Here is a 26,208-nt window from a genome sequence, read left to right on the forward strand (position 1 = left end):
AAGGAGCGCCGCCATGCAGCTGGTCACCGCCATCATCAAACCCTTCAAGCTCGACGAGGTGCGCGAAGCCTTGTCCGACCTGGGCGTGCAGGGCCTCACCGTGACCGAGGTAAAGGGCTTCGGCCGCCAGAAGGGCCACACCGAGCTGTACCGCGGCGCCGAGTACGTGGTGGACTTCCTGCCCAAGGTGAAGGTCGAGGCCGCCATGGCCGACGCCCTGGTGGAGCGTGCCGTCGAGGCCATCGAGCGCGCCGCGCGCACCGGCAAGATCGGCGACGGCAAGGTCTTCGTCACCACGCTTCAGGACGTGGTGCGCATCCGCACCGGCGAATCCGGCGAGCAGGCCCTGTGAGCGGGAGCAACGCCGTGATGATGAAAACGCACCTGTTTCGCGCCCCCTGCCTCCTGGCGCTGCTGGTCGCCAGCATCCCCGCGCTGGCCCAGGCGCCCGCCGCGCCGCGCATCGACACGGGCGACACCGCCTGGATGCTGACCTCCACGCTGCTGGTCATCCTGATGGCCCTGCCCGGCCTGGCGCTGTTCTACGGCGGCCTGGGCCGTGCCAAGAACATGCTGTCGGTGCTGATGCAGGTGTTCGTGGTCTTCGCGCTGGTCTCGCTGCTGTGGGCGCTGTACGGCTACAGCCTGGCGTTCTCGGGCGGGGGGCGCTTCGTCGGCGACTTCGCCAAGGTGTTCTTGCGGGGCGTGAACATGCAGACCTTCGGCGCCCTGCCGACCATCCCCGAGTACGTGTTCCTGTCGTTCCAGGGCACGTTCGCGGCCATCACGGTGGCGCTGGTCGTGGGCGCGTTCGCCGAGCGCATGCGCTTCGCCGCCGTGCTGGTGTTTGCGCTGCTGTGGTTCACCTTCAGCTACGTGCCCATGGCGCACATCGTCTGGGGCGGCGGCCTGCTGGGCGCTGACGGCGCACTGGACTTCGCGGGCGGCACCGTGGTGCACATCAATGCCGGCATCGCCGGGCTGGTGGGTGCCTACATGGTGGGCAAGCGCATCGGCTACGGCCGCGAAGCCTTCACGCCCCACTCGCTCACGCTGACCATGGTGGGCGCGTCGCTGCTGTGGGTGGGCTGGTTCGGCTTCAACGCCGGCTCGGCCGGCGCGGCCAACGCCGCCGCGGGCCTGGCCTTCGTGAACACGGTGCTGGCCACCTCCGCGGCCACGCTGTCGTGGATCGCCGGCGAGGCGCTGCACAAGGGCAAGGCGTCCATGCTGGGCGCGGCCTCGGGCGCCGTGGCGGGCCTGGTGGCCGTCACGCCGGCGGCGGGCTTCGTGGGGCCCATGGGCGCCATCGCCATTGGCCTGATCGCCGGCCTGGCGTGCCTGTGGGGCGTGGGGGGCCTCAAGCGCATGCTGGGCGCCGACGACGCGTTCGACGTGTTCGGTGTGCACGGCGTGGGGGGCATCGTGGGCGCCCTGCTGACCGGGGTGTTTGCCGCACCCGCCCTCGGCGGCACGCAGGGCGGGGACTTCGCCATGGGCGCGCAGCTGTGGATCCAGGCCAAGAGCGTGCTGTTCACCGTCGGGTGGTCGGGCGTGGCGTCGTTTGCCGCCTACAAGGTGGCCGACCTGCTCGTGGGCCTGCGCGTGTCCGAGGAGGCCGAGCGCGAGGGCCTGGACCTGAGCAGCCACGGTGAGCGCGCCTACCACCACTGACCACCCGCACAATGGCCCGATGAGCACGCAATGGACCCCTCTGGCTGCTGATGCCGCCCCCGCCCGGCTGGGCGAATCTCCCTTCTGGCACCCGCAGGAGCAGCGCCTGTACTGGGTGGACATCGCCGGGCGCGCCTTGCTGCGCGCGGCCCTGGACGGTGGTGCGCCCGAGCGCTGGGCCCTGCCCAGCGAGCCCGGCTGCATCGCCCCCGCGCGCCGCGCCGGCCAGCCAGCTGGCCTGGTGGTGGCGCTGCGCGACCGCATCTGCCACGCGCCCGAGTGGGGCGGGCCGCTGACCGAGCTGGCGCGCCTGCCCATCGACCCGGCCACCCAGCGCGCCAACGACGGCAAGTGCGACGCGCTGGGGCGGCTGTGGGTGGGGACCATCCACGAGCCAGCCAGCGGAGCGCGCCAGCCCGTGTCTGCGCTGTACTGCGTGGACCTGCGCGCGGGCGCCGCGCCGCGCCGCATCTGGGGCGGCGTGACCACCTCCAACGGCCTGGCCTGGTCGCCCAATGGGCGCACTCTGTACTTCGCCGACACGCCCACCCACGCTGTCCGCGCCTGGGACTGCGACGCCCGCCGCGAGCCCGTGGGCGCGCCGCGCCTGGTGCACCAGTTCGCGCCGCGGCAGGAAGGCGTGCCCTACGGCGGCCGCCCGGACGGCGCCTGCGTCGATGCCGAGGGCGCCTACTGGTGCGCGCTGTACGAGGGCGCGCGCCTGCTGCGCCTGTCGCCCGAAGGCCGCGTGCTGGCCGAGCTGCCGTTGCCCGCGCAGTGCCCCACCATGCCCTGCCTGGGCGGGCCGGACGGGCGCACGCTGTTTGCCACCACGGCGCAGGCAGCGGACACCCGCGCGCTGGCCGGCCAGGTGCTGCACACGCGCGTGGACGTGCCGGGCCTGCCCGTGGACTGGTGCGATCTGCCCTGAGCTGATCTGAGCGCCCCGTGCGCTGGCGTCACGCCGGGCGTTCAAAAAAATCAAAAGCCGCGCGCGGCGCCGCGGCCGGGGCGGGGCGTACCATCGCCGGCCATGGACGCAGCCCTTGCCCAGATCTCGGAGCGCGTGCGCGACGCCGCCGCACGCCACGCCCCCTTGCGCATCGCCGGTGCCGGCACAAAAGCCTTCCACCCCGACAGCCGCGCCGACCGCGACGCGCCGGCGCTGGACATGCGCGCGCTGGCCGGCGTCGTCAGCTACGAGCCCAGCGAGCTGGTCATCACCGCGCGCGCCGGCACGCCACTGGCCGAGGTGGAGGAGCTGCTGGCCGCGCACGGCCAGTGCCTGGCCTTCGAGCCGCCGCGTTTTGCCGCCGGCGGCACGGTGGGCGGCATGGTGGCGGCCGGCCTGTCGGGCCCGGCGCGCGCCAGCGCGGGCGCGGTGCGCGACTTCGTGCTGGGCGTGCAGGTCATCAACGGCCGCGGCGAGCTGCTGCGCTTTGGCGGCCAGGTCATGAAGAACGTGGCCGGCTACGACGTCTCGCGCCTGATGGCCGGCAGCTGGGGCCGGCTGGCCGCCATCACCGAGGTCAGCCTGAAGGTGCTGCCCTTCGCCCCGGCCGAGGCCACGCTGCGCTTCGATTGCAGCCAGGCCGACGCGCTGGCGCGCCTGAACGCCTGGGGCGGCCAGCCGCTGCCTTTGAACGCCAGCTGCTGGGTGGAGGATGGCGGCACCGGCCAGCTGTACGTGCGCCTGCGCGGCGCCCGCGCCGCTGTCGAAGCGGCCTGCCGCAGCATGGGCGGCGAGCTGCAGAGCGACCCCGGGGTGCCGCAGGACTGGCAGGACTGCCGCGACCAGCGCCTGCCCTGGTTTGCCCGGCGCGCGCCGCAGCGGGCGCTGTGGCGCCTGTCGCTGCCGCAGACCGCGCCGGTGCTGGCGCTGCCCCAGGGCGTGGCTGCCCCGCTGGTGGAGTGGCACGGCGCGCTGCGCTGGGTGCAGGCTGCGCCCGGGCACGGGCCCGCACTGGCGGCGCTGGCCCGCGAGGCAGGGGGAAGTGCTAGCCTTTTCATAGCTGCTGGCGCAGGCGGGGTGGGCGCTGCAGGCCTTTTTGACCTTGAAGACCCGGCGCTGGCCGCGATCCACCGGCGGCTCGCCCAGGCCTTCGACCCGGCCGGAGTCTTCGGCGCCGGCGGCGGCGGATGAGCCATGCGCGTGCTGCGCCACCTCACGACGCGCCACCGCACGCTGGCCACCAACCGCACGCTGGGGCTGATGCTGGCCTTCAACGCCGGGGCGATGAACGCGGGCGGCTTCATGGCGGTGCACATGTACACCTCGCACATGACGGGCTTTCTGGCCACGCTGGCCGACAGCCTGGTGATCGGCGAGTTCGCGCTGGTGCTGGGGGCCATGGGCGCGCTGTGGGCCTTCATGTCGGGCGCCGGCACCACGGCCATCTTGGTCAACTGGGCGCGCCAGCAGCGTCTGGAAGGCACCTGGGCGCTGCCGCTGCTGCTCGAAGCCGTGCTGATGCTGCTGTTCGGGCTGCTGGGCGCGGCGCTGCAGCAGTGGCCCACGCCGTTCGCCGTGCCGCTGGCGGTGCTGCTGCTGGCCTTCATGATGGGGCTGCAAAACGCCGTGGTCACCAAGATGAGCTCGGCGCAGATCCGCACCACCCACATGACGGGCGTGGTCACCGACCTCGGCATGGAGCTGGGCAAGATGCTGTACTGGAACCGGCGCGGCACGCCCCGCGCCGCTGCCGTGCGGGCCAACCGCGAGCGCACGCGGCTGTTTGCCAGCTTGCTGGGGCTGTTTCTGGCCGGCGGCGTGGTGGGCGCGGCGGGCTTCCAGCACGTGGGCTTCGTGTGGGTGGTGCCGCAGGCCGCGCTGCTGCTGGCGCTGTCGCTGCCGCCCGTGCTGGCCGACCTGCAGCGCCTGGCGCGGCGCCGCGCCGCGCGGCCCGGCGATGGATCCGACACTGATTTGAGCGACGACACACCATGCAGACCACGCTAGCTCCCCAATACGCCGGCACGCCCGAAGGGCAGGAGGCCGAGGCCATCCTGCGCAAGTGCGTGCACTGCGGCTTTTGCACCGCCACCTGCCCCACCTACCAGCTGCTGGGCGACGAGCTCGATGGGCCGCGCGGGCGCATCTACCTCATCAAGCAGGTGCTGGAGGGCCACGAGCCCACGCGCAAGACGCAGCTGCACCTGGACCGCTGCCTGACCTGCCGCAACTGCGAGAGCACCTGCCCCAGCGGCGTTCAGTACGGCCACCTGGTGGACATCGGCCGCAAGATCGTCGACGAAAAAGTGCCGCGCCCACTGGCCGAGCGCGCCACCCGCTGGGCGCTCAAGGAAGGCCTGCCCTCGCCGCTGTTCGGCCCGGCCATGAAGGTGGGCCAGGCCGTGCGCGGCCTGCTGCCGCAGGTGCTGCGCGAGAAGGTGCCACCGGCTAGCTCGCCCGAGCAGCGCGCGCGGCCCTGGCCCACGCGCCACCACGCCCGCCGCGTGCTGATGCTGGCCGGCTGCGTGCAGCCTGCCATGGCGCCCAATATCAACGCCGCCACGGCCCGGGTGCTGGACGCCGCCGGCATCGAGTGCGTGATCGCGCGCGAGGCCGGCTGCTGCGGGGCTGTCCGGTTCCACCTGAACGACCAGGACGGCGGCCTGGCGCAGATGCGCGCCAACATCGACGCCTGGTGGCCCTACGTGGAGCGGGGCGAGGTGGAATGCCTGGTCATCAACGCCTCGGGCTGCGGCGTTACCGTCAAGGAATATGGCCACCTGCTGCGCGGCGACGCGCAGTACGCCGAGCGCGCCGCGCGCATCAGCCAGCTGGCGCGCGACGTGTCCGAACTGCTGCCCGAGCTGGTGACGCATTTGAAGGGCCGCGTGCGCCCGCCGTCGGCGCCGCTGGCCTACCACCCGCCGTGCACGCTGCAGCACGGCCAGAAGCTGCGCGGCGGCGTCGAGCAGGGGCTGGCGGCCCTGGGCTTCGAGCTGCGCCTGGCGCGCGTCGAGGCGCACCTGTGCTGCGGCTCGGCCGGCACCTACTCGGTGCTGCACCCCGAGCTGTCGCACCAGCTGCGCGAGCGCAAGCTGGGCGCCCTGGGCGAGGTCTTCGCCGACCAGCCGCCCGCTGCCATCTTGTCGGGCAACGTGGGCTGCATCCAGCACCTGCAGGGCGGCACGGCCACGCCCGTGCGCCACTGGATCGAAGTGCTGGACGACGCCCTGGCCGGCCCCGGCACGCCCGCCTGAGCGGCCCGGCCCGCCGCCGCCGGGTGCTGGCATGATGGCGGGTTTCGTCCGCTTTGCCGCATCTGCGCTGCGGCGCTTTTTCTTGCAGCCATGACCGATCCCGTAAACGCCCCCCCCGCCCCTGAAGCCTCCCCCGCACCCGCGCCGCAAGAAGGCCCGCAGCGGCCCGCCCGGCGGGGCCGCCGCGGCGCAGGCGCGCCCGGCGCGCAGCAGCAGCAAGGCGGCGCTGCGGCGCCGCGGCGCACCCACCCGCTGCTGGAGCAGCTGGCCCAGTGGCACCCGCAGCTGTTCGGCGCGCAGCCGCTGCCGCTCAAGCGCGGCATCTTCCACGACCTGCTGGCGGCCCACGAGGAGATCGACAAGGACGCGCTCAAGCTGGCGCTGGCGATTCACACGCGCTCCACGCGCTACCTGAATGTGGTGGCCAACGGCCAGCAGCGCCACGACCTGTCGGGCCAGCCGGTGGAGGCCATGGCGCCGGAACACGTGCACCACGCCCTGCTGGAGGTGTTTCGCCGGCGCAAGCCGCGCGATGGCGAGGACCTGACCTCCAAGCTGCGCCGACGCATTGCTCTGGCCTATGAGGCCAGTGGCCTGACGCGGGGCGCCTACGACACGCTGGTGCGCGGGCGCGACGAGGCGGCCAACGCCCTGCTGGACGAGGCCTTTGCCGAAGTCGCCGAGCGTGATGCCCGGGCCGAAGCGCTGCTGCGCGCTTTTGAGGCCAGCAGCGCCACGCCCGAGCACTTTGCCGACATGTACGGCATGGACCGCCGCCAGGTCACGCAGCAGCTGGCGCGCGCCCGCCGCCTGCGCGAGGCGGCTGCGCCACAACCCGAAGGCCATGCATCCGCGGCCGATGAGCCGCCCGCCGACGCGCCGCCCGCCGACGCGCAGTAGCCCGTCAGGCTCCTGACGAGCCGGGAGGGCCTGGCCTACTTGCTGCCCAAGCCGGTCACCGACGTTTGCGGCTGACCGCTGGCGGCGCCCGCGTTGTTCGGGTTGCCGGCGGCCGTGCCTTCAGCGCCCGGCGTGCCCGAGCGGGTGCCGCTGGTGCTGGGGCTGCTCGTGCCGGCCGTGCTGCCGCCGTTGCTTCCCGCCGCGGGGCCGGAGGCGCCGGCATCGCCCGTGCCGGGCCCCATCGGGGACGGCGCACTGGTGCTGATGCCTGCCGGGTTGACGGCGGCGCGCTCGCCCTGCGTGGGAGCGGGCACGGGTGTGGGGTCACCCTGCGCGGGGCTGCGGTTGCCCTCCGAAGGCGTGGCGGGATCCGAGGGCAGGGCAGGCGGTTGCGAGGCCGGCAGTGCAGACGCCGCCGCGCCCGCTGCGGGCGCCGTGGTGGCAGCCGGCGCGCTGGCGCCGGGCAGGTCGCGCAGCGGCGGCTGGTTGGTGCTGGGCGGGGTGCGATCGTTGCGGTCGCAGCCGACCAGGGCCGCCGCGCCGGCGACGGCCAGGGCGAGAGTCAGGTGGGAGCAGGCGCGAAGGCCGCGGAAGGACGCGAGGGACATGGGCGCTCCTGTCAAAGAATGCGAGAGGTGCCGCCATCGTGGTGTCGGCGCGCGCAGGCGCCGGCGCGCGCTTGGCGCCGCGCAGCGTCAGGCCAGGGCGCCAGGGCCTGTAGGCCGCGCCGCTGGCGCTGCTAGCGCCGCCAGGCCGCTGCCAGGGCCGCGCCGATGACCAGCGCGCCGCCCAGCAGCGTGCGCAGCGTGGGCTCGGCAGCGCCGGCCAGCATGGACGAGCCGCTGGCAAACACCACCTCCGACAGCATGACCACCGCCGTGGTGCCGGCCGCCAGGCGCGCCGCGCCGTACTGCAGCGCCCAGTTGCCGGCCAGCAGCAGCAGCGCCAGCGCGGCGGCCACGCCGGCCCAGGCGATGTCGAATGGCGGGAAGGCCGGCACCCGCCCCAGTGCGTGGCCGGCCGCGGCGGTGGCCAGCGCCATCAGCAGGCAGCCGCTGAACATGGCCAGCATGCGTGCCTGGCCGGGCACGGCCTGCAGCCGGCGCAGCAGCACATTGGTCAGCGCGAACATGAAGCCGCCCAGCAGGGCCAGCGCGTCCGCCAGGCCCAGGGCGGTGCCCAGGCGGTCCGCGCTGCCGGCCGGCCACAGCACCAGCAGCACCCCGGCGAAGGCCAGGGCCAGCCGCGCCAGCGCCGCGCCCGTAGGCCGCTCGCCCAGGATGCGCCAGGCCAGCAGCACGGCCCAGGCGGGCATCAGATAGAACAGCAAGATGACGCGCACCACGTCGCCGATGGAGATCGCCCAGTTGAAGGCCACGTTGTTCAACCCCGAGCTGAGGGCCAGCAGGGCCAGCGCCGGCACGGCGCGCATCTGGCGCCACAGGCCGGGGCGTAGCACGCTGAAGCCCAGCACGATGGCGGCATACATCAGCGCCGTGGCCCACAGCGGGTGCAGGCCGGCGCCCAGCATCTGCCGAAACGGCCACCAGGCCAGCCCCCAGATCAGGGCGTTGGACAGCAGGGCCAGTACGGGCAGGGGAGAATGCATGCAAAAAACGGCTCCGGCGCTTGCAGGGCAAGCGCTGGCAGCTATCAAATCAGGAGGTGCCCCGGCGACTCAGTGATGGTCGCTGCGGGCGATCTTCAGCAGCTGCTCCATCTCCTGGGCGTGGCAGCGCGTGTTGTAGCGGTGCCAGCGCCCGATCAGCCACATGACCACGGCCACCAGCAGGCCGAAGATGGAGATCGCGCCGAAGGCCGACAGGCCGAACTTGGTGGACAGGCTGTAGAACGCCCCCATGCCGAGGATGGCCGCCTGCTCGTTGAAGTTCTGCACGGCGATGGAGCGGCCCGCGCCCATCAGGTTGTGGCCGCGGTGCTGCAGCAGCGCGTTCATCGGCACGACCAGGAAACCCCCCAGCCCGCCCAGGATGATGAGAAAGGGGATGGCCAGCCAGATGCTGTGGATGACGTTCATCAGCATCACGAACACGCCCATGGCGATGCCCAGCGGGATGACGCGGGTGGCGGTGTCCAGGCGCATGCGCATCGAGGCCAGCACCGCGCCGACGGCCGTGCCGATGGCCACCACGCCCACCAGGGCCGAGGCCTGCGTCACGCCGTAGCCCAAGGCGGCGGCGCTCCAGGCCAGCACGATGTAGCGCAGGTTGCCCGACACGCCCCAGAACAGGGTGGTGGTGGACAGCGAGATCTGCCCCAGCCGGTCGCGCCACAGGCGGCTGTTGCAGGTCCAGAAGTCGGGCAGCAGCGCCAGCGGGTTGCGCGGCATGGGGCGCATCTCCACGCCGGTGTGGGGAATGCGCAGGTTGAACCACGCGGCCAGGCCGTAGATGGGCACCAGCGCCATGATGGCCGCCTCGGCGGGCAAGGTGATGCCGAAATCCAGCAGCGGAAAGTCCAGCCCCAGCAGCAGGCTAGAGAGGTGCGGCGCCACCAGCTGGCCGCCCAGCAGCACGCCCAGGATGATGGAGGCGATGGTCAGCCCCTCGATCCAGCCGTTGGCCTGCACCAGCTGGGACGCCGGCAGCAGCTCGGTCAGGATGCCGTACTTGGCCGGCGAATACGCGGCCGCGCCCAGGCCGACCACGGCGTAGGCCAGCAGCGGGTGCGAGCCGTAGAGCATCATCAGGCAGCCCACCATCTTGATGGCGTTGCTCAGCAGCATGACGCGGCCCTTGGGCTGGGAGTCGGCGAACGCGCCGACGAAGGGCGCCAGCACCACGTAGAACAGCGCGAACATGGGCACCAGGGCGGCGCGCTGCCACTCGGCAGCGCCGCCAGTGCGCAGCAGTTCCACCGCGGTCACGAACAGGGCATTGTCGGCCAGCGAGCTGAAAAACTGCGCCGACATGATGGTGTAGAAACCGCGCTTCATCGGGGGGGCGAGAAAACCATCAGCCGCGCTGATGGTTATTGAAAAGTCCAAACACTCCGGGGAGCGACGGGCGGTTATAGCACGCAGGCCCCAGGGGCCGATGCCAGAATGGGACGCGTTTTCCCCTCTGTACGAGCTGCCATGCCGCGCCCCATCCAAGCCACCATCCACCCTGCAGCGCTGCGCGCCAACCTGGAGCGCGCCCGCCGCGCCGCGCCGGACGCGCGCCTGTGGGCCGTGGTCAAGGCCAATGCCTACGGGCACGGCATCGAGCGCGTCTGGAGCGCCGTGCGCGCGGCCGACGGCATTGCCCTGCTGGACCTGGACGAGGCCGAGCGCGTGCGCGCGCTGGGTTGGCGCGGCCCCCTCTTGCTGCTGGAAGGCGTGTTCGAGCCGCGCGACCTGGAGCTGTGTTCGCGCCTGTCGCTGTGGCACACGGTGCACTGCGACGCGCAGATCGACTGGCTGTCGGCGCACAAGACGCACGCGCCGCACCGCGTCTTTCTGAAGATGAACTCGGGCATGAACCGCCTGGGCTTTGCGCCCGGGCGCTTTCGCGCCGCTTTTGCGCGCCTGTCGGCCCTGCCGCAGGTGGACGAGATCTCGCTGATGACGCATTTCTCCGACGCCGACGGCCCGCGCGGCATCAGCCACCAGCTGGCTGCCTTCCAGGGCGCCACCGAGGACCTGCCGGGCGAGCGCAGCATCTGCAACAGCGCTGCCCTGTTGCGCCACGGCCTGCAGGCCGAGGTGCGCCTGGACTGGGTGCGCGCCGGCATCGCCCTGTACGGCGGCGCGCCCGACCATCCCGAGCGCACGGCAGGCGACTGGGGCCTGCAGCCCGCCATGACGCTGGCCTCACGCCTGATCGGCGTGCAGCAACTGGGCGAAGGCGACACCGTGGGCTACGGCTCGCGCTTTGCCGCGCCCGCACCCATGCGCATTGGCGTGGTGGCTTGCGGCTATGCCGACGGCTACCCGCGCCACGCGCCCACCGGCACGCCGGTGCTGGTGGATGGCGTGCGCACCCGCGTGGTGGGCCGCGTCAGCATGGACATGCTGGCCGTGGACCTGGCGCCCGTGCCCGGCGCCGCCATCGGCAGCGAGGTGACGCTGTGGGGCCGCGGCCCTGGTGGCGCCGTGCTGCCCATCGACGAAGTGGCCGAGGCGGCCGGCACCATCGGCTACGAGCTGATGTGCGCGCTGGCCCCGCGCGTGCCGGTGGTCACGGACGAGGCCTGAGGCCAGGCCGAGCCGCCGTGAGCCGCCGCGCCGCGCCCGCACGCAAGGCCGCCTCCGGCTGGGGCCGGGTGCACGCGCCGCAGCGCGCGCTGGCGACCAGCCTCGCGCGCCGCCACAGCCTGCGCCTGCACGGCTGGATCATCGGCAGCTTCATGCTGGCCCTCATGTGGAGCGTCTCGCGCCTGCTGATGGCGCTGGGCATGCAGTCGCTGGCGCTGCGCTACCTGGCCACGCTGGGCGTGGGCTACCTGGCCTATCTGCTGGTGCTGCGCCTGTGGGCCGGCTGGCTGGTGCGCAGCCCCAAGCGGCGCAAGGACGAAGGCAGCAGCTGGGTGGATGGCGGCCTGCCTTCGGTGGATGGCCGCAGCGGCGGCGCCAGCAGCTCCTGGAGCAGCGGGGGCGGCGGGCGCTTTGCCGGCGGCGGTGCCAGCGGCGACTTTGGCGGCAGCGCCGAGGCGGGCACCGGCCTTTTCGACGGCAGCCTGGGCGACGCCGCCAGCGGCGCGCTGGACGCAGCCGCCGGCGCCGACGAGGGCGCGGTGGTGGTCGTGCCGGTGCTGGCGATCTTCGTGCTGGGCGCGGCGCTGCTGGCGGGCGCCGGCGCCCTGGCCTGGCTGTACTTTAGCTCCGAGGTGCTGCTGGCCGTGGCGGTGGAGCTGGCGTTCTCGGTGGCCGCCGCGCGCGCCCTGATGGGCGCCGAGCGCGCCGGCTGGCTGGGCGCCGCCGTGCGCCTGACCTGGAAGCCGCTGCTGGCGGCCACCGTCTGCGCCGCGCTGCTGGGCGCGGCCGTGCAGTACGCCCTGCCCGAGGCGCAGTCGCTGCCGCACGCGGTGCGCCTGCTGCGCGGGCGCTGACCGGCGCGGTAAGCACCGCTAAAACCATTTTCGCAAAATAGTCTTTCCCTTTGTTGCACGTCAAAGGGTGTCCAAGGGTATTCCCGAAGAATGGGGCCAGCGCTGCCAAACCAGTGCTGCAACACAACGATACGAGTGGAGTGCCCCATGCTGAACAAGAACCCGTCCCGCGTCCCCCTCATGCGCTTCGTGCTGGGCGCTGTCTCCGTTGCTGCGCTGCTGGCCGGCGCACCCGCGCGCGCCGCCGAGCCGGTGCAGCCCATCGAACTGCCCAAGGCCGTGAACCCCGCGCAGGCGGAGCTGGGCAAGAAGCTGTGGTTCGACCCGCGCCTGTCGCGCTCGGGCTTCATCTCGTGCAACTCCTGCCACAACCTGAGCATGGGCGGGTCTGACAACCTGAAGACCTCCATCGGCCACAACTGGCAAAAGGGCCCGATCAACTCGCCCACGGTGCTCAATTCCAGCCTGAACATGGCCCAGTTCTGGGACGGGCGCGCCGAGGACCTGCGCGAGCAGGCCGGCGGCCCCATCGCCAACCCGGGCGAGATGGCCTTCACGCACGAGCTGGCGGTGGACATGCTGCGCTCGATCCCGCAGTACGTGGCCGAGTTCAAGCAGGTCTTCGGCAGCGACAAGCTGTCCATTGCCGAGGTCACCACGGCCATTGCCGCGTTCGAGGAGACGCTGATTACGCCGAACGCACGCTTCGACCAGTGGCTCAAGGGCGACATGAAGGCCATCAACGACCAGGAGCTGCGCGGGTATCAGCTGTTCAAGAGCGCCGGCTGCGTCGCCTGCCACAACGGCCCCAACCTGGGCGGCACGTCGTTCCAGAAGATGGGCCTCATCGAGCCCTACCAGACCGACAACCCGGCCGAGGGGCGCTATGCGGTCACCAAGAACGACGCCGAGCGCTTCAACTTCAAGGTGCCGACGCTGCGCAACGTGGAGCTGACCTACCCCTACTTCCATGACGGCGCCGCCGACACGCTGGCGCGGGCGGTGGACACCATGGGCCGCATTCAGCTGGGCAAGACCTTCAGTACCCAGGAGAACGCCGACATCGTCGCCTTCCTGAAGACACTGACTGGCGAGCAGCCCCGGGTCGTGCTGCCCATCTTGCCGCCGTCCAGCGACACGACCCAGCGCCCGCGGCCCTTCGACTGAAAGCGCAGGAGACAAGCCGCGCCCCCCTTTGAATGACCCATGAAAGCCGGCCGCGCCCGCGGTCTTCCAGGCCGGTGCCCTGCTCAGGGCATCGGCCTTTTTTGCTGTTTGCTGCATAAATAATAGCTGCTTGCGCTTGCCTGCATTGGGTTTGAGCCTGGTTTCGCTGCAAACACCGGTGGCGACCCGTCAGACCCCAGCGGCGGGCGGCGGCGTGGCCGAAGGCGCGGGCACGGGCGGGGCCGTGGGCTTGAGCGGCCGGTCGGCCGGGCGCGGGTCGCAGGCCGCCAGGGCCAGCGCCGCCGCACCCGCCAGCAGCGCGGCGGCCAGTCTGCGAGGGGCGAAAGAGGGCATGGTCGGACAGGGCAAAAGGGCTTGGGGCCATGGTAAGGGCGCAGCCGCCGGGGCGCGGGTAGGATGGGGCCGACAGCCCCGCGCACCCTCTCGCTCCCCGCTCCCCGCTCCTCATTTCATGGCCAAGGAAAAAACCCTCTATACCTGCACCGAGTGCGCCGCCACCAGCCCGCGCTGGCTGGGCAAATGCCCTGGCTGCGGGGCCTGGAACACGCTGATCGAGACCGTCCCCGAGGCGGCAGGCGCCGGCAAGAACCGGCTGAGCACGCCGCAGTACGCCGGGCTGGCGCAGGCCCAGGCGGTGGCGCCGCTGTCCAGCATCGAGGCCACCGAGGTGGTGCGCACGCCCACCGGGCTGGAGGAGCTGGACCGCGTGCTCGGCGGCGGCATGGTCGAGGGCGGCGTGGTGCTGATCGGCGGCGACCCGGGCATCGGCAAGTCCACGCTGCTTCTGCAGGCGCTGGATGCGCTGCAGCGCGCCCACCTGCCCACGCTGTACGTGACGGGCGAGGAAAGCGGCGCCCAGGTGGCGCTGCGCTCGCGTCGGCTGGGGCTGGAGGGCAGCCAGGTCAACGTGCTGGCCGAGATCCAGCTGGAAAAAATCCTGGCCACGGTGCAGGCCACGCAGCCGGCGGTGTGCGTGATCGACTCCATCCAGACCATGTACTCCGACCAGCTGACCAGCGCGCCGGGCTCGGTGGCGCAGGTGCGCGAGTGCGCGGCGCACCTGACGCGCCTGGCCAAGGCCACGGGCATCGCCATCGTCTTGGTGGGCCACGTGACCAAGGAAGGGGCGCTGGCTGGCCCGCGCGTGCTGGAGCACATGGTGGACACGGTGCTGTATTTCGAGGGCGACACGCACAGCGCCTTTCGCCTGGTGCGGGCCATCAAGAACCGCTTTGGCGCCGTCAACGAGATCGGCGTGTTCGCCATGACCGAAAAGGGCCTCAAGGGCGTGGCCAACCCCAGCGCCATCTTCCTGTCGCAGCACAGCGAACCCGTGCCCGGCAGCTGCGTGCTGGTCACGCTGGAGGGCACGCGGCCCATGCTGGTGGAAATCCAGGCGCTGGTGGACGGAGGCGGGCCCAGCCCGCGCCGGCTGTCCGTGGGCCTGGAGCGCGACCGCCTGGCCATGCTGCTGGCGGTGCTGCATCGCCACGCGGGCATTGCCTCGTCCGACCAGGACGTGTTCGTCAACGCCGTGGGCGGCGTGCGCATCAGCGAGCCGGCGGCCGACCTGGCGGTGCTGCTGGCCATCACCTCGTCCTTGCGGGCGCGCGCACTGCCCAAGGGCTTCATCGCCTTCGGTGAGGTGGGCCTGGCCGGCGAGGTGCGCCCGGCCCCGCGCGGGCAGGAGCGGCTGAAGGAGGCCGCGAAACTGGGCTTCACCGTGGCCGTGGTCCCCAAGGCCAATGCGCCCAAGAAGCCCATTGCCGGCCTGACCATCCACGCCGTGGAGCGTGTGGAAGAGGCCATGCAGGTGGTGCGCGAACTGGCCTGAGGGCCAAAGGCAGGACGGGCCGCGCCTACGCAGCAGCCACAGCGCGCAGCCGCCTGGCAGCGGGGACAATGTGCGCCATGAATCTGCGCAACGTCGCCATTCCCCTGGCTCTTGCCGCGGTGCTGCTGGCCGGCTGGCGCGCCGGGGGCCTGCAGGGCCTGTCGGTGGCCGGCGGGGGCATCCTGATGTGGGGCCTGCTGCACTTCACGCGGCTGATGAACGTGATGCAAAAGGCCTCCAGGAACCCCATCGGCCACGTAGGCAGCGCCGTGATGCTCAACGCCAGGCTCAAAGCCGGCGTCAACCTGATGCACGTGGTGGCCATCACGCGCTCACTGGGCCAGCAGCTGTCGGTGGAGGGCGGCGAGCCCGAGATCTACCGCTGGACGGATGCCGGCGGCTCGCAGGTCACCTGCGAATTCATGCACGGGCGGCTGGCGCATTGGCAGCTGCAGCGGCCCGCGGCAGCGGACGGAACGTAAAATTGCCGGTTTCGCGGGCCCCGCGCGGCCCCGCGTTCTCTTTTCCGAGTGTCAAAGGATTCCCATGAGCCCCGTAGTACCTTCGCTGTCCGACCGTGACGGCAAGATCTGGATGGATGGCCAGATGGTGGACTGGCGCGACGCCAAGATTCACGTGCTGACCCACACGCTGCACTACGGCTGCGGCGCCTTCGAGGGCGTGCGCGCCTACGAAACCGCCGACGGCACGGCCATCTTTCGCCTGCAGGAGCACACCCAGCGCCTGTTCAACAGCGCCAAGATCCTGCGCATGCCCATGCCGTTCTCGCAGGAAGAGATCAACGAGGCCCAGCGCGCCGTGGTGCGCGAGAACAACCTGCAGTCGTGCTACCTGCGCCCGCTGGTGTGGATCGGCTCGGAAAAGCTGGGCGTGTCGCCCAAGGGCAACCGCATCCACGTCATGGTGGCGGCCTGGGCCTGGGGCGCCTACCTGGGCGAGGAAGGCATGAAGCGCGGCATCCGTGTCAAGACCAGCAGCTACACCCGCCACCACGTCAACATCACCATGACGCAGGCCAAGACGGTGAGCAACTACACCAACTCCATCCTGGCCAACATGGAAGCGCTGGACGACGGCTATGACGAGGCGCTGCTGCTGGACGCCTCGGGCTTCGTGTCCGAAGGCGCGGGCGAGAACATCTTCGTCGTCAAGGACGGGCGCATCTACACACCCGACCTGTCGGCTGGCGCCCTGAACGGCATCACCCGCAACACGGTGCTGCACATCGCTCAGGACCTGGGCCTGGAGCTGGTGCAAAAGCGCATCACGCGCGACGAGGTCTATATCGCCGACGAGGCCTTCTTCACGGGCACGGCGGCCGAGGTCACGCCGATCCGCGAACTCGACCGCATCCAGATCGGCTCCGGCAGCCGCGGCCCCATCACCGAGAAGGTGCAAAGCGCCTTCTTCGACATCGTGGGTGGCCGCAATCCCAAGTACGCCCAGTGGCTCACCAAGGTCTGAACGCCATGACGCAAGACGCTGTCGTTGAACTGCTGGCCCGCGACCTGCTGCGCGGCAGCGGTGTGTACTGTCCCAATCCCAACGCGGACATGAAGCTGTGGAACACCCACCCGCGTATCTACCTTGACGTGGCGCACACGGGCGAGGCCAAGTGCCCGTACTGCGGCACGGTGTACCGGCTCAAGGCCGGCGAGGTGGTGTCTGGCGGGCATTGAGGGCCAGGTGCAGCGGCTCCAATGCGTGCACCCCTGAAAGTGGCATTGGCTGTACCTACTCCTGTCGCAGGGAACGGGCTAAAGGAGCGCCTGGCAAAAGTCACCAGCATGGATGTGGCGGTGGCGGCATTGCTGATGGGGTCCTGGGTCCTGCCTTCCGGGTATTCGTGGGGCGCGGGCATGCTCGTGTTGATGGGCCTGTGGGGCCTGCCGCGCTGGCTGCGCGCCGCAGCGCCCATGCCCATGCCGATGCGCTGGTGGCTGGCCGCTGTGGCTTTGATGGCGGCTGGCTGGAGCATCCACCTGATCGACCACGGGCAGTGGCAATGGAAGACGCTCGGGCTGGACCGCGTCCTCAAGTACCTGGCTGCGCTGATAGCCATCGTGGCCTTCTGCCAGCGCCGACCCTCCTGGCAGGCCGTCACCTGGGGCTGCGCGATCGGAGGCATGGCGACCGGGCTGTTTGCCCTGTGGCAAGTGGCCCTGCAGCATCTCTCGCGTGCCGAGGGCTACACCAATGCCATCCAGTTTGGCAATCTGGCCCTGCTGATGGCGGTGTGGTGCACTGCCCTGGGGTTGGCTGGCGCGCGCAAGGGGTGGGGTACCTTCCTGTGCGGCATGGGCTCCTTGGGCGGCATGCTGGCCAGCCTGCTCTCGGGCAGCCGTGGCGGCTGGGTCACACTGCCATTCCTGCTGCTGTTCTTGCTGTGGTTTCTACACCCCCGGCGCAGCACGCTCTCCGTATCAAGGAGAGGGTGGCACGCACTGGCTGCGGTTTCTCTGCTCAGCGTGTCGGTTTTTGCCCTTCCCATCGTGCATGAGCGGATGCAGCTGGGTTTGCAGGAATGGATCGATGCCGACAGCAGGCTGGCCAGCACGTCCGTGGGGTTTCGGCGCGCTGTATGGCGCTACGCCTGGCAGCAGGGCCAAAGCGCCCCCCTGACAGGGGTGGGGCAGCTGGACTTCAAGGAACATATGTCCGCAGCCATCAAGCAGGGACGGCTGCCGCCGGAAGCAGTGTCGTTCAACCATGCGCACAACGAATGGCTGGACATGTTCGCCAAGCGTGGCTGGCTTGGCGTGTTGTGCCTGCTGGCCTTTTTCGCTGTGCCTGCCCTTGCTTTCTGGCAGATGCTCAGACAGGCAGATGCCCATCTGCGGGTCAAGCTTGTGCCTCACGACGAGCAGGCCTGGCGATGGGTGCGCACGGCAGCGGTGTGCGGCCTGCTCACAGTGCTCGGCTTCCTGGGATTTGGCCTCACGCAGGTCATGTTTGCGCACAACAATGGCAATGTGATGTATTTGATGGCGGTCACGCTATGGCTCGCACTGGCCACCTATGGGAGACCAGCCATGTCAGGAAGGCCGGCGCAAGGGAACACCGGCAGCAACGGCGCTGACAAACAAGGCAGCCCTGGGACCGCCATGGATGGCCCGGGAACTGCTGCTGCGCCGCTGCGGGTAATGCATTTCGTCTCTGGAGGATTCTCCGGAGCCACGCAGGTGGCCATCGACCTTTGCGCACCGCATCCGGGCCAGCAGAGCCTGCTGGTGCTGCGACGCCGCTCGATGGACATCACGGACCGGCTGGAGAAGCTGGCGGCGCAAGGCATTGAAGTGCGTACTGTCTCGCGCTGGTCGCATTGGGTGACCGAGCGGCAGGTTGCGCAGCTGTGCCGGGAGTGGCGGCCTGACGTGTTTGTGGCCCATGGCTTCAGCGAGCACCTGTGGGGCCGTTACGGGGCACTAAGGGCTGGCGTATCTCGCATGCTCCATATAGAGCACAACACCCGCGAGCGCTATACGGCGCGCCGCCTGCGTCAATCGCTGGAGCTCGCGCGCGTGACCGAACGCATCGTGGGGGTGTCGCAGGCCGTGCGTGACGTGCTGGTGGCACGGGGGCATCCGGCGGAAAAGTGCGCCGCCATCCTGAACGGAATTGACCTGAGCCGCTGGCAGGGCGGGCTGCCCTGGGAGCAGCGCGAGGACGCCATCGTCATGCCGGCGCGCTTTGCGCAACAAAAAGACCACTTCACCCTGATCCGCGCGGCGGCCATGCTGCGCGAGCAGGGCCTGCAGCCTGCGGTGTACCTGGCCGGAGAGGGCAAGTCGAGCTGGCGCAAAAGAGCGCAAAGGCTGGCGATGTCGCTGGGAGTGGCCGATCAGGTGCGTTTTCTGGGGCATGTCAGCGATCTGCCTGCGCTATGTGGCCGCGTGAAGCTGGCAGTGCTTTCCACCCACTATGAAGGCCTCGGGCTCGGCTTGATCGAAGCCATGGCCTGCGGGTGCTGCGGCATCGGCACGGATGTGGAGGGGGTGCAAGAAATCATCACCAACGGCGAGACCGGATACCTGGTGCCACACGAAGACGCTCGGGCACTGGCCCTGCAGTTGGGGCACCTGCTGCGCCATCCGGATGAAGCACTGGCAATTGCCGTACGAGGCCAAAACCACGTGCGTGCCACTTTCGACCGCCAGCGGATGACCCAGCAATACCTGGAGCTCCTGCGCACGCCCGCAGGCTGACAGGGGCAACACCGAAGCGCTTTTGCTTTCCGGCTGCCATGGTCAGAGGCGGGCGCTCTACTGGGTGTGGCTGCTGACCTCCTTGTGCCAGGTCAGGGGTTTTGAGCAAGTAGCGCGGCGCGTGCGCGCTCCCACTCCCCAGCCAGCACTTGCACCAGCTGCCCGGCCGGCAGCGCCCGTGCCAGCGCCACGCCCTGGCCGGCCCACAGCGCCAGGTGGTCGGCCCGGTCCTGGGCCGCCGCGGCGCGGCGCAGCGCGCCGGTCAGGGCGTTCTGCACGGGATAGGCGGGGAGGTCTGCCTCGTGCGGGTCCAGCCGCTCCATCATGGTGTTGACGATGCCGCGCGCCGGCCGGCCGGAGTAGGCGCGGGTGATGCGCGTGTCGCTGCCTTCGGCCTGCGCCATGGCCGCGCGCTGGGCGGCGCCGATGGCCGACTCCGGGCAGGCCAGGAAGGCCGTGCCCATCTGCACCGCCTGCGCGCCCAGCGCCTGGGCGGCGGTGATGCCGCGCCCGTCCATGATGCCGCCGGCGGCGATCACGGGAATGGTGAGTGCGTCCACACAGGCCGGCACCAGGGCCATGGTGCCGATCTGGCTGCTGCTTCCCAGGTCCAGGAAGCTGCCGCGGTGCCCGCCGCCCTCCATGCCCGAGGCGCAGACCGCATCCGCCCCGACCTCGGCCCAGGCGCGCGCCTCGGCCACCGTGGTGGCGGTGCCGATGACGAAGCTGCCGGCCTCACGTTTCACGCGCGCTACCTGCGCCGCCGTCAGCAGCCCGAAGGTGAAGCTGGCCACGGCCGGGCGCTCGGCGATCAAGGCCTCGAACTGGGCATCGAAATCCTCGCACCAGCGGGTGGGCGGCTCGGGCGCGGCCAGGCCCAGGTCGGCGTACAGCGGCGCCAGCCGTGCGATGGCGGCCTGCACCGTGGCCGCATCGGGCGAGGGCGCCCGCAGCACGAACAAATTCATGCCGAAAGGCCGGCCGGTGGCGGCGCGCACGGCGGCGGCCGCCTCGTGCATGGCCTGCGGCGAGCGCATGCCGCAGCCCAGCATGCCCAGCCCGCCGGCCTCGGACACGGCCGCCGCCAGCTGCGGCCTGTCGGAGCCGGTCATGGGCCCCTGGATGATGGGCAGGTCGATGGACAGGCGTTCAAGCAGGGTATTGGCAGCGGCCATTGGCGGGCTCCTAAGAGTTTTCAGGAAAGGGAAGAGGAAGGCGAGGTCGGCGCATGCGGGCGCAGCGCCTGCAGCAGCGCGGCCAGCGCCGGCGTGTCGTAGCCGGGGCGGTGCACCAGCATGGTCGGGCACTCGCCCAGGTCCAGCCATTGCAAAGGCGGCGGCGTGCGCAGCAGCTCGCGGATCGAGTGCGGCAGCACGCCGGCGCAGCGCCCGGCGGCCACGCAGGCCAGGATGGTGGCGTAGGAGGCCAGCTCCAGCACACGCGGCGCGCGGCCCAGTGCGCGCTGCATCCAGTCCTCGCCGATGCGCCGGTAGGTGCAGCCGCGGGCAAAGGCGGCCAGTGTGTCCAGCTGCAGCTGACCCGGCCCGGTCACGGGCGGGTGACCCGCGGGCAAGGCCAGCAGCAGCCGTTCGGTGAAGACCTGCGTGCGCGCCAGGGGCACTTCGACGTCTTCCAGGCCGGGCGGGGGCCAGGCCAGCAGGGCGCAGTCCAGGCGGTGGGCCAGCACGTCGTCGGCCAGCGGGCGCGAGGAGCCGGTGCGCAGCTCCAGCACCAGCTGCGGCCACTGGGCGTGCAGCTGTGCCAGAGGGCCGGGCAGGCGGGCGGCGGCGGTGCTTTCCATGGCGCCCAGGCGCAGGCGGCCGCTGGGCTGGTCCGAACATACGGCCTGGCGCGCTTCTTCCGCCAGCGCGAGCAGCCGCTCGGCATAGCCGGCCAGGCGCTGGCCGGCGGGCGTCAGTGCCATGCCGCGGCCCTCGCGCACGAACAGCTGGCAACCCAGCGATTCCTCCAGTTGCTGCACGCGCGTGGTGACGTTGGACTGCGCGCGCTGCAGCCGCTCGGCGGCGCGGGTGGCGCTACCTTCCTGGGCCACGGCGGCAAAGATCTCCAGCGCGATCAGGTCCATGGGTTGAATCTTCTTATGAGATGATTATTCGGTCAATCGATCTTAGAACAGTATGGAAGCTGCGACCACCGAGGGAACGTCGTTTCGCCACCAGCCGCGTGCCGTGGCGCTGGCCGGGTTGCTGTCCCTGGCGGTGGCCATGGGCGTGGGGCGCTTCGCCTTCACGCCGCTGCTGCCCATGATGCTGGCCGACGGCGTGGTCACCCTGGCCGGCGGAAGCTGGCTGGCCACGGCCAACTACATCGGCTACCTCGTCGGCGCGCTGGCGTGCATGGCGCTGCCCTGGGTGGCGCGCGGGTGGTACGGCCGCTGGCACCCGGCGCGGCTGGCGCGCGCGGGCCTGGCGGCCACGGTGCTGCTCACCGTGGCCATGGCGCTGCCGCTGCCGGCCACTTGGCCGCTGCTGCGTTTCGCCGCGGGCGTGGCCAGCGCCTTCGTGCTGCTCAACATCTCCTCGTGGTGCATGGTGCGGCTGAGCGTGCTGGGCCAGCCGGCGCTGAGCGCGCTGATCTTCTGCGGGCCGGGCGTGGGCATTGCGCTGACCGGCTTCATGACCAGCGCCATGGTCGCGGCGCACTGGCGCGCGGCGGCGGGCTGGGCGGCGTTCGCGTTGCTGGCGGCGCTGCTGTGCGCCCTGGTGCTGCCGGTGGTGCAGGGACGCGCGGCGCAGGCTTCCAATCTACAGGCGGGCGCGGCCGAAGGGGCGCCCGCGCCGCCGGCCAGCGCTACGGCGCGCACGCTGCACGCCATCGCCTACGGCTTCGCCGGCCTGGGCTACATCGTCACAGCCACCTTCCTGCCCGTGATCGCCCGCGGCGCGCTGCCGCCGGGATCGCCCTGGCCTGACCTGTTTTGGCCCATCTTCGGCGTGGCCGCGACGCTGGGCGCGGTGCTGGGCACGCGCGTGCGCGCCGCGTGGGACCGCCGCTGGCTGCTCGCGGCGTGCTACGCCATGCAGGCCGCGGGCATCGCACTGGGGCTGCACTGGCCCACGCCGGCGGGCTTCGCGCTGGGCAGCGCGCTGCTGGGCCTGCCGTTCACGGTGATCACGTTCTTCGGCTTCCAGGAGGCGCGGCGCCTGTGGCCAGCGGCGGTGGACAGCTTCGCCGGCCTGATCACGGCCACCTTCGGCCTGGGGCAGATCGCAGGCCCGCCCCTGGCGGCCGCGCTGGTCGCCGCCAGTGGCCAGGCCAGCGGCTTTGCGCGCGCATTGGCTGCGGCCGCTGCGGTGCTGGTGACGGGCGCTGCCATGTATGCGTTTTCGGCCTGGCGCTGGCCGCAGGGGTCCGTGGCCTGAGCAAAAAAATTCGAACTCAAAAGAATTGGAATCTGACCCCAATTTTCCTGCAATTTTCCTAGCCGGGTTAGCTTGATGGTGCTTGAAAAAACTGTTATATCCAAATCAAGCAGTAAAAATCTAGTATGCGCGTATGCTAGTGAAATGATAGCTGTCCGCGTAGACTCACCAACGGCTAATGGCACGCTAAAATAAACCGACATGGTATTAGGCCGTAAATACTACTGCCTAAGTTAGGCGTCGGACTTTACCAATGCTGTGGCAAGTATCTTCAGTTGCGCGTTCATCTTTTCGAGCTGCTCCAAGTATGGGCTTTTGATCATAGCCACCTTCGCAAATGGTTGAAGGTCGATCGGGTTAATTTCCGTGACTTGGCGGTTGGCAAACTCATAGCGTGCAGAAATGTTGAACGTGAGCGGGCAACGATCCTTATGGCTGAAGACTGTGTGGCCCACACCAAGAATGAAAGTGATCTCGCATCTTGGCGGTACAGAGGCGATGGGTTGTGAGAAGGCAGTGTAGTTGCGTAAGTTGTGGGTCTCAGATTCTTCGGCGTTGAAGTAGAAATCCTGATCTAGCGTTAAGATGACATTCCTAGCGCTTGATGTGCCCGAATTGCGAACTCTGAGAAGCAATACTGAGTGCTCTTCCGCTGTCATCGGCGCTATCTCGATATACGGGCGAGTGGACGACTCGTGCTGAGCCCTCATGATGTCAGCCGATTCCCGATTCGCTCGGGCGATCTTTAGAGTAATGATGGCAACCAGCGCAGAAACAAGAACTGAACAGCCGCCGATAATAGCAATAGCTAGATTGATGCTGTCAGCGGTGGTCATCGAATAACCTTGTTTACGACGGCTGGCGCTTGAGTTAAGCCGCGCCGCGAAGCGGCGTTGCCTTGGACGAACTGTTGGACCGAGGCTCTGCACCGAAATCGATGAGCGGCGGAAGTTTGACCAGTCCCGATTGAAATATGGCAAGGGCGGCGATGACTACCGTTAGCCAGACCATCCTTCTTTGGGTGGCAATGGACTCGGCGTGACGGCGGCTTTGTAACTGCATAGATCCCCCATTGGTGGCTAACGCTGCCCCTCAGCCGACGCCGAAGGCGGTCGGCTGCAGCGGCTTGTTAAAGCTGTGCAACGAGAGGGGAGATTTTGAGTTCCAACAAGCAGCAAAATACGCGAACCTTATTTCGAGATCAGCATGCTTAGGTGGGCAGAAAGTGCCAACATCTGCTGCTCATGCTCTGCAGCGGGCACTCGGCCCGGATTGGAGATGTTTGCGCGGATGGTCTCCAAGACAGCATTCGCCGCTTGTAGTTTTGCGAGACTCGCCTTCCCTTCGATGACCTGCGGCGTCGAATCCAAAATTCCTGTGGCGGACTCGATCATTTTTCGCTGCGAACCCTCTACGGATTCCTTAATTTGCGCAAGCAGACGGTCCGCGCGGTCTGCATCTTTCTTAGCCGAGGCGGCAAACCACACTGAAATGATAACGGACCCAAGTGGAATCAGCCAATCCTTGAGAAGCGCGAGAAGAGAAGCCTCGTTCATGCAGCACATCCCTCAGTAGAGAAAAGTTTTAACGCCCTGAATTCAGCCGACGCCGTAGGCGGTCGGCTGCGATAAATGTTAGGTGTTTTTTGAAAACCAAATTTCTAAAAATCTTTTCTCACTTGCTTTAAACCAAAGCCATGCAAGAGTCCATATGGCTCCGGAAATGAAGCTCAGTACTGCAAACACAAACCATTGGTTGATTGACTTATCTGTGTTTTTATCGTTCATAAGAAAGACTAGTTCTTTAAACGGTTCTGCTAGGCCGGCTGCGATAAAAAATAAGAAGCCAGCAGCTAACATTGTGCTTAGGAAGCAGATGAATAATGAAGTTGTTTTTTTCATAATGCTTTCAATAGCTAACTAGATCTAGACAACAAAACAACGCGCGACTTGAGTCTTCCAATCTCCGGCCGCTCGCTTCTCCTACCTCTCATCTGCTACCCCTGCCGCCTTTTACGCAAACCTAACGATTTGCGGTAGAACCTTCGTTTGTGAGGCGTTGCAATTTTGCGAACCACCACTTGCGAGCCACACAAACCCCTGTGCTTGAGTACCAGTGATAAGTGCTCCCAAGGTGCCGCTTGGAAGTCGATGCGTTTCTCTTTGTATCACAGCACAGCCATAAGAAACCCAGCGTGAAGCTGCCGCCACGCTGTTGCCCGCCCCTGTATCCTGCTCCGACCCCTCAACCTCCAAAGGCCGGCATGAACCCGTCAGCCCCCACCCCCAGCCCACTCTTCACCGGCCCCTTCTTCGAAAACTTCCTCGTCCTCACCCGCTGGCAGACGCTGGTCTGGGTGGCGCTGCTGCTGTTGGCCTTCTGGTGGCTGGCGCGGCTGAAAAAAGCCGGCAAGAGCTTTTCGCTGCGCATGATGGCCGCCCTCGGCCTGGGCCTGCTGCTCGGCCTGTCGCTGCAAGGGCTGGAGGGCATGCCGCCGGAGGCCAGCGCCGCGCTGCGTGAATCGGCCACGTGGTATGGCCTGTTCGGGCGCGGCTTCGTGGCGTTGATCCGCATGCTGGTCATCCCGCTGGTGTTCGTCTCCATCGTCAAGGTGGTGCTCGACCATTCGGGCGAGGAGTACCTGTCGAAGGTGGCGGTGCGCGGCATCTTCTGGCTGCTGGCGACGACGGCCATTGCGGCGCTGGTGGGCATTGCGCTGGCCAATGCGTTTGGCCTCGGGCAGGGCACGGTGTACCAGGCGGGCAAGGCGGCGCTGCGCGAGCAGACCACCCTGGTCAATATCCTGGTCAACCAGATCCCGGCCAACATCGTCTCGGCCATGAACGGCAACAACGTGGTCGGGTTGGTCATCTTCTCCGCCCTGCTGGGCGTGGGCGCGCAGCGGGCGGCGGCGCGCTTTCCGGCGCCGGTGGCGGCATTCCGCGGCTTCATCGACGGGCTGCACGCGGTGGTCATGAGCGTGACGACCATGGTCATCCGCCTGCTGCCCTACGGCGTGACAGCGCTGATGGGCGGCACCCTCATGAGCAACGGCGTGCCGGCCATCCTGGACGTATCGGGCTTCATCGTGGCGATTTACGTGGCATCGGTGGCGATGGTGGCGGTGCACCTGCTGCTGGTGGCAGCCAACGGGCTGTCGCCGTTCACCTACCTCGCCAAATCGCGCGAGACGCTGGTCATGGGGTTTTCCAGCCGCTCGTCGCTGGGCACGCTGCCGCTCACCATCGCCACCCTGACCGGGCGCATGGGCGTGTCGGCCGGCTCGGCCAATCTGGTCGGGTCGCTGGGCGCCACCATGGGCATGAATGGCTGCGCGGGTTTCTTCCCGGCCATGCTGGTGGTGATGGTGGGGCACATGGTGGGGCTGGAGCTGAATTTGCAGTTCTACCTGATGACGCTGATCGTGGTCATCGTCGGCTCCATCGGCGTGGCGGGCATTCCAGGCACCGCCACCATCGCCGCCACCATCGCCGCCACCATCGCGCTGTCGGGCATGGGGCTGGGCGAGCATTTCGCGCTGATCGGCATGGTGCTGGCCATCGACCCGATCATCGACATGGCGCGCACGCTGACCAACGTCTCGGGCTCCATGACGGCGGCGCTGATCACCGACAAGCAGGTGGGCAGCTTCGACCGGCAGGTGTACGCCGACCCCGGGGCGCAGGTCAACGCGTCGGGGCTGGAGCTGGATGCGCTGTAGCAGGCGGCAGGCGCGCTGCAG

The 26,208-nt window shown here is 69.2% G+C and carries 26 protein-coding genes; 17 read left to right on the forward strand and 9 right to left on the reverse strand.

The window, feature by feature from the left end; genetic code table 11:
- The first annotated feature begins 13 nt into the window (after positions 1 to 13).
- From C7H73_RS02315 to C7H73_RS02345, 7 genes are all read left to right on the forward strand, one after another.
- A complete protein-coding gene (locus C7H73_RS02315; RefSeq protein ID WP_106845185.1) occupies positions 14 to 352 on the forward strand; it encodes a P-II family nitrogen regulator in 339 nt (112 codons plus the stop codon).
- 20 nt (positions 353 to 372) lie between these two features.
- Positions 373 to 1,674 carry an ammonium transporter gene (locus C7H73_RS02320; protein WP_227001480.1) on the forward strand — a complete coding sequence of 434 codons (1,302 nt, stop codon included), beginning with the start codon at positions 373 to 375 and terminating at the stop codon, positions 1,672 to 1,674.
- A gap of 19 nt (positions 1,675 to 1,693) precedes the next feature.
- Positions 1,694 to 2,605 carry an SMP-30/gluconolactonase/LRE family protein gene (locus C7H73_RS02325; protein ID WP_106845186.1) on the forward strand — a complete coding sequence of 304 codons (912 nt, stop codon included), beginning with the start codon at positions 1,694 to 1,696 and terminating at the stop codon, positions 2,603 to 2,605.
- 102 nt (positions 2,606 to 2,707) lie between these two features.
- Positions 2,708 to 3,817, forward strand: coding sequence for a glycolate oxidase subunit GlcE (gene glcE / locus C7H73_RS02330; RefSeq protein WP_106845187.1), 1,110 nt, complete (start codon positions 2,708 to 2,710; stop codon positions 3,815 to 3,817).
- A 3-nt stretch (positions 3,818 to 3,820) separates the two neighbouring features.
- The gene (locus tag C7H73_RS02335; protein WP_106845188.1) at positions 3,821 to 4,633 is read left to right on the forward strand and encodes a YoaK family protein; all 813 of its coding nucleotides are present in this window, start codon (positions 3,821 to 3,823) and stop codon (positions 4,631 to 4,633) included.
- Entirely contained in the window at positions 4,618 to 5,883 is a 1,266-nt protein-coding gene (gene glcF / locus C7H73_RS02340; protein WP_106845189.1) for a glycolate oxidase subunit GlcF, read from the forward strand. The genes C7H73_RS02335 and glcF overlap by 16 nt, the downstream gene beginning before the upstream one ends.
- A gap of 90 nt (positions 5,884 to 5,973) precedes the next feature.
- Positions 5,974 to 6,783 carry a ProQ/FINO family protein gene (locus C7H73_RS02345; RefSeq protein WP_106845190.1) on the forward strand — a complete coding sequence of 270 codons (810 nt, stop codon included), beginning with the start codon at positions 5,974 to 5,976 and terminating at the stop codon, positions 6,781 to 6,783.
- Between the two features lie 35 nt (positions 6,784 to 6,818).
- Here C7H73_RS02345 and C7H73_RS02350 read toward each other — a convergent pair whose 3' ends face one another.
- The 3 genes from C7H73_RS02350 to lplT form a co-directional block, all read right to left on the reverse strand.
- Positions 6,819 to 7,391: a RodZ family helix-turn-helix domain-containing protein gene (locus tag C7H73_RS02350; RefSeq protein WP_106845191.1), complete on the reverse strand. Its 573-nt coding sequence runs from the start codon at positions 7,389 to 7,391 to the stop codon at positions 6,819 to 6,821.
- Between the two features lie 131 nt (positions 7,392 to 7,522).
- Complete coding sequence (locus C7H73_RS02355; protein WP_106845192.1) at positions 7,523 to 8,392, reverse strand: DMT family transporter; 870 nt, start codon at positions 8,390 to 8,392, stop codon at positions 7,523 to 7,525.
- A 69-nt stretch (positions 8,393 to 8,461) separates the two neighbouring features.
- On the reverse strand, positions 8,462 to 9,739 hold the full coding sequence (lplT, locus tag C7H73_RS02360) for a lysophospholipid transporter LplT (RefSeq protein WP_106845193.1): 1,278 nt from the start codon (positions 9,737 to 9,739) through the stop codon (positions 8,462 to 8,464).
- Positions 9,740 to 9,880: 141 nt separating this feature from the next.
- Here lplT and alr point away from each other — a divergent pair, with 141 nt between their 5' ends.
- The 3 genes from alr to C7H73_RS02375 all read left to right on the forward strand — a co-directional run bounded on the left by alr (position 9,881) and on the right by C7H73_RS02375 (position 13,002).
- The gene (gene alr, locus C7H73_RS02365) at positions 9,881 to 10,981 is read left to right on the forward strand and encodes an alanine racemase (RefSeq protein ID WP_106845194.1); all 1,101 of its coding nucleotides are present in this window, start codon (positions 9,881 to 9,883) and stop codon (positions 10,979 to 10,981) included.
- Between the two features lie 17 nt (positions 10,982 to 10,998).
- Positions 10,999 to 11,835, forward strand: coding sequence for a hypothetical protein (locus C7H73_RS02370; RefSeq protein ID WP_106845195.1), 837 nt, complete (start codon positions 10,999 to 11,001; stop codon positions 11,833 to 11,835).
- Between the two features lie 147 nt (positions 11,836 to 11,982).
- Positions 11,983 to 13,002, forward strand: a complete 1,020-nt coding sequence (locus C7H73_RS02375; RefSeq protein ID WP_106845196.1) for a cytochrome-c peroxidase — start codon at positions 11,983 to 11,985, stop codon at positions 13,000 to 13,002.
- 189 nt (positions 13,003 to 13,191) lie between these two features.
- Here the strand turns inward: C7H73_RS02375 and C7H73_RS15640 are convergent, their stop codons facing one another.
- A complete protein-coding gene (locus tag C7H73_RS15640) occupies positions 13,192 to 13,356 on the reverse strand; it encodes a hypothetical protein (RefSeq protein WP_170104807.1) in 165 nt (54 codons plus the stop codon).
- A 118-nt stretch (positions 13,357 to 13,474) separates the two neighbouring features.
- On the opposite strand from C7H73_RS15640, the gene radA reads away from it, so the two are divergent.
- From radA to C7H73_RS02400, 5 genes are all read left to right on the forward strand, one after another.
- On the forward strand, positions 13,475 to 14,857 hold the full coding sequence (gene radA, locus C7H73_RS02380) for a DNA repair protein RadA (RefSeq protein ID WP_106845197.1): 1,383 nt from the start codon (positions 13,475 to 13,477) through the stop codon (positions 14,855 to 14,857).
- A gap of 77 nt (positions 14,858 to 14,934) precedes the next feature.
- A complete protein-coding gene (locus C7H73_RS02385) occupies positions 14,935 to 15,339 on the forward strand; it encodes a glycerate kinase (protein ID WP_106845198.1) in 405 nt (134 codons plus the stop codon).
- 64 nt (positions 15,340 to 15,403) lie between these two features.
- The gene (locus tag C7H73_RS02390) at positions 15,404 to 16,342 is read left to right on the forward strand and encodes a branched-chain amino acid transaminase (protein WP_106845199.1); all 939 of its coding nucleotides are present in this window, start codon (positions 15,404 to 15,406) and stop codon (positions 16,340 to 16,342) included.
- 5 nt (positions 16,343 to 16,347) lie between these two features.
- Positions 16,348 to 16,557: a zinc-finger domain-containing protein gene (locus C7H73_RS02395; protein WP_106845200.1), complete on the forward strand. Its 210-nt coding sequence runs from the start codon at positions 16,348 to 16,350 to the stop codon at positions 16,555 to 16,557.
- A 21-nt stretch (positions 16,558 to 16,578) separates the two neighbouring features.
- Positions 16,579 to 19,083: a glycosyltransferase gene (locus tag C7H73_RS02400; RefSeq protein WP_106845201.1), complete on the forward strand. Its 2,505-nt coding sequence runs from the start codon at positions 16,579 to 16,581 to the stop codon at positions 19,081 to 19,083.
- Positions 19,084 to 19,175: 92 nt separating this feature from the next.
- Here the strand turns inward: C7H73_RS02400 and C7H73_RS02405 are convergent, their stop codons facing one another.
- Both C7H73_RS02405 and C7H73_RS02410 read right to left on the reverse strand, forming a co-directional pair.
- Positions 19,176 to 20,258: an NAD(P)H-dependent flavin oxidoreductase gene (locus tag C7H73_RS02405; RefSeq protein WP_106845202.1), complete on the reverse strand. Its 1,083-nt coding sequence runs from the start codon at positions 20,256 to 20,258 to the stop codon at positions 19,176 to 19,178.
- A gap of 20 nt (positions 20,259 to 20,278) precedes the next feature.
- Positions 20,279 to 21,169: a LysR family transcriptional regulator gene (locus C7H73_RS02410; protein WP_106845203.1), complete on the reverse strand. Its 891-nt coding sequence runs from the start codon at positions 21,167 to 21,169 to the stop codon at positions 20,279 to 20,281.
- 52 nt (positions 21,170 to 21,221) lie between these two features.
- Here C7H73_RS02410 and C7H73_RS02415 point away from each other — a divergent pair, with 52 nt between their 5' ends.
- A complete protein-coding gene (locus C7H73_RS02415) occupies positions 21,222 to 22,466 on the forward strand; it encodes a YbfB/YjiJ family MFS transporter (protein ID WP_106845204.1) in 1,245 nt (414 codons plus the stop codon).
- Positions 22,467 to 22,699: 233 nt separating this feature from the next.
- Here the strand turns inward: C7H73_RS02415 and C7H73_RS15460 are convergent, their stop codons facing one another.
- The 3 genes from C7H73_RS15460 to C7H73_RS15470 form a co-directional block, all read right to left on the reverse strand.
- Positions 22,700 to 23,302, reverse strand: a complete 603-nt coding sequence (locus tag C7H73_RS15460; protein ID WP_157948311.1) for a hypothetical protein — start codon at positions 23,300 to 23,302, stop codon at positions 22,700 to 22,702.
- A 354-nt stretch (positions 23,303 to 23,656) separates the two neighbouring features.
- Entirely contained in the window at positions 23,657 to 24,022 is a 366-nt protein-coding gene (locus tag C7H73_RS15465) for a hypothetical protein (protein WP_157948312.1), read from the reverse strand.
- 78 nt (positions 24,023 to 24,100) lie between these two features.
- Positions 24,101 to 24,367 carry a hypothetical protein gene (locus C7H73_RS15470; protein WP_157948313.1) on the reverse strand — a complete coding sequence of 89 codons (267 nt, stop codon included), beginning with the start codon at positions 24,365 to 24,367 and terminating at the stop codon, positions 24,101 to 24,103.
- Positions 24,368 to 24,729: 362 nt separating this feature from the next.
- Here C7H73_RS15470 and C7H73_RS02420 point away from each other — a divergent pair, with 362 nt between their 5' ends.
- Positions 24,730 to 26,187 (forward strand): cation:dicarboxylate symporter family transporter, encoded by a 1,458-nt coding sequence (locus tag C7H73_RS02420; protein ID WP_106845205.1) that lies wholly within the window; start codon positions 24,730 to 24,732, stop codon positions 26,185 to 26,187.
- Positions 26,188 to 26,208 lie beyond the last annotated feature (21 nt).

Origin of the sequence: Pulveribacter suum (genome assembly GCF_003013695.1) — a bacterium.
Classification (GTDB): Bacteria; Pseudomonadota; Gammaproteobacteria; order Burkholderiales; family Burkholderiaceae_C; genus Melaminivora; species Melaminivora suum.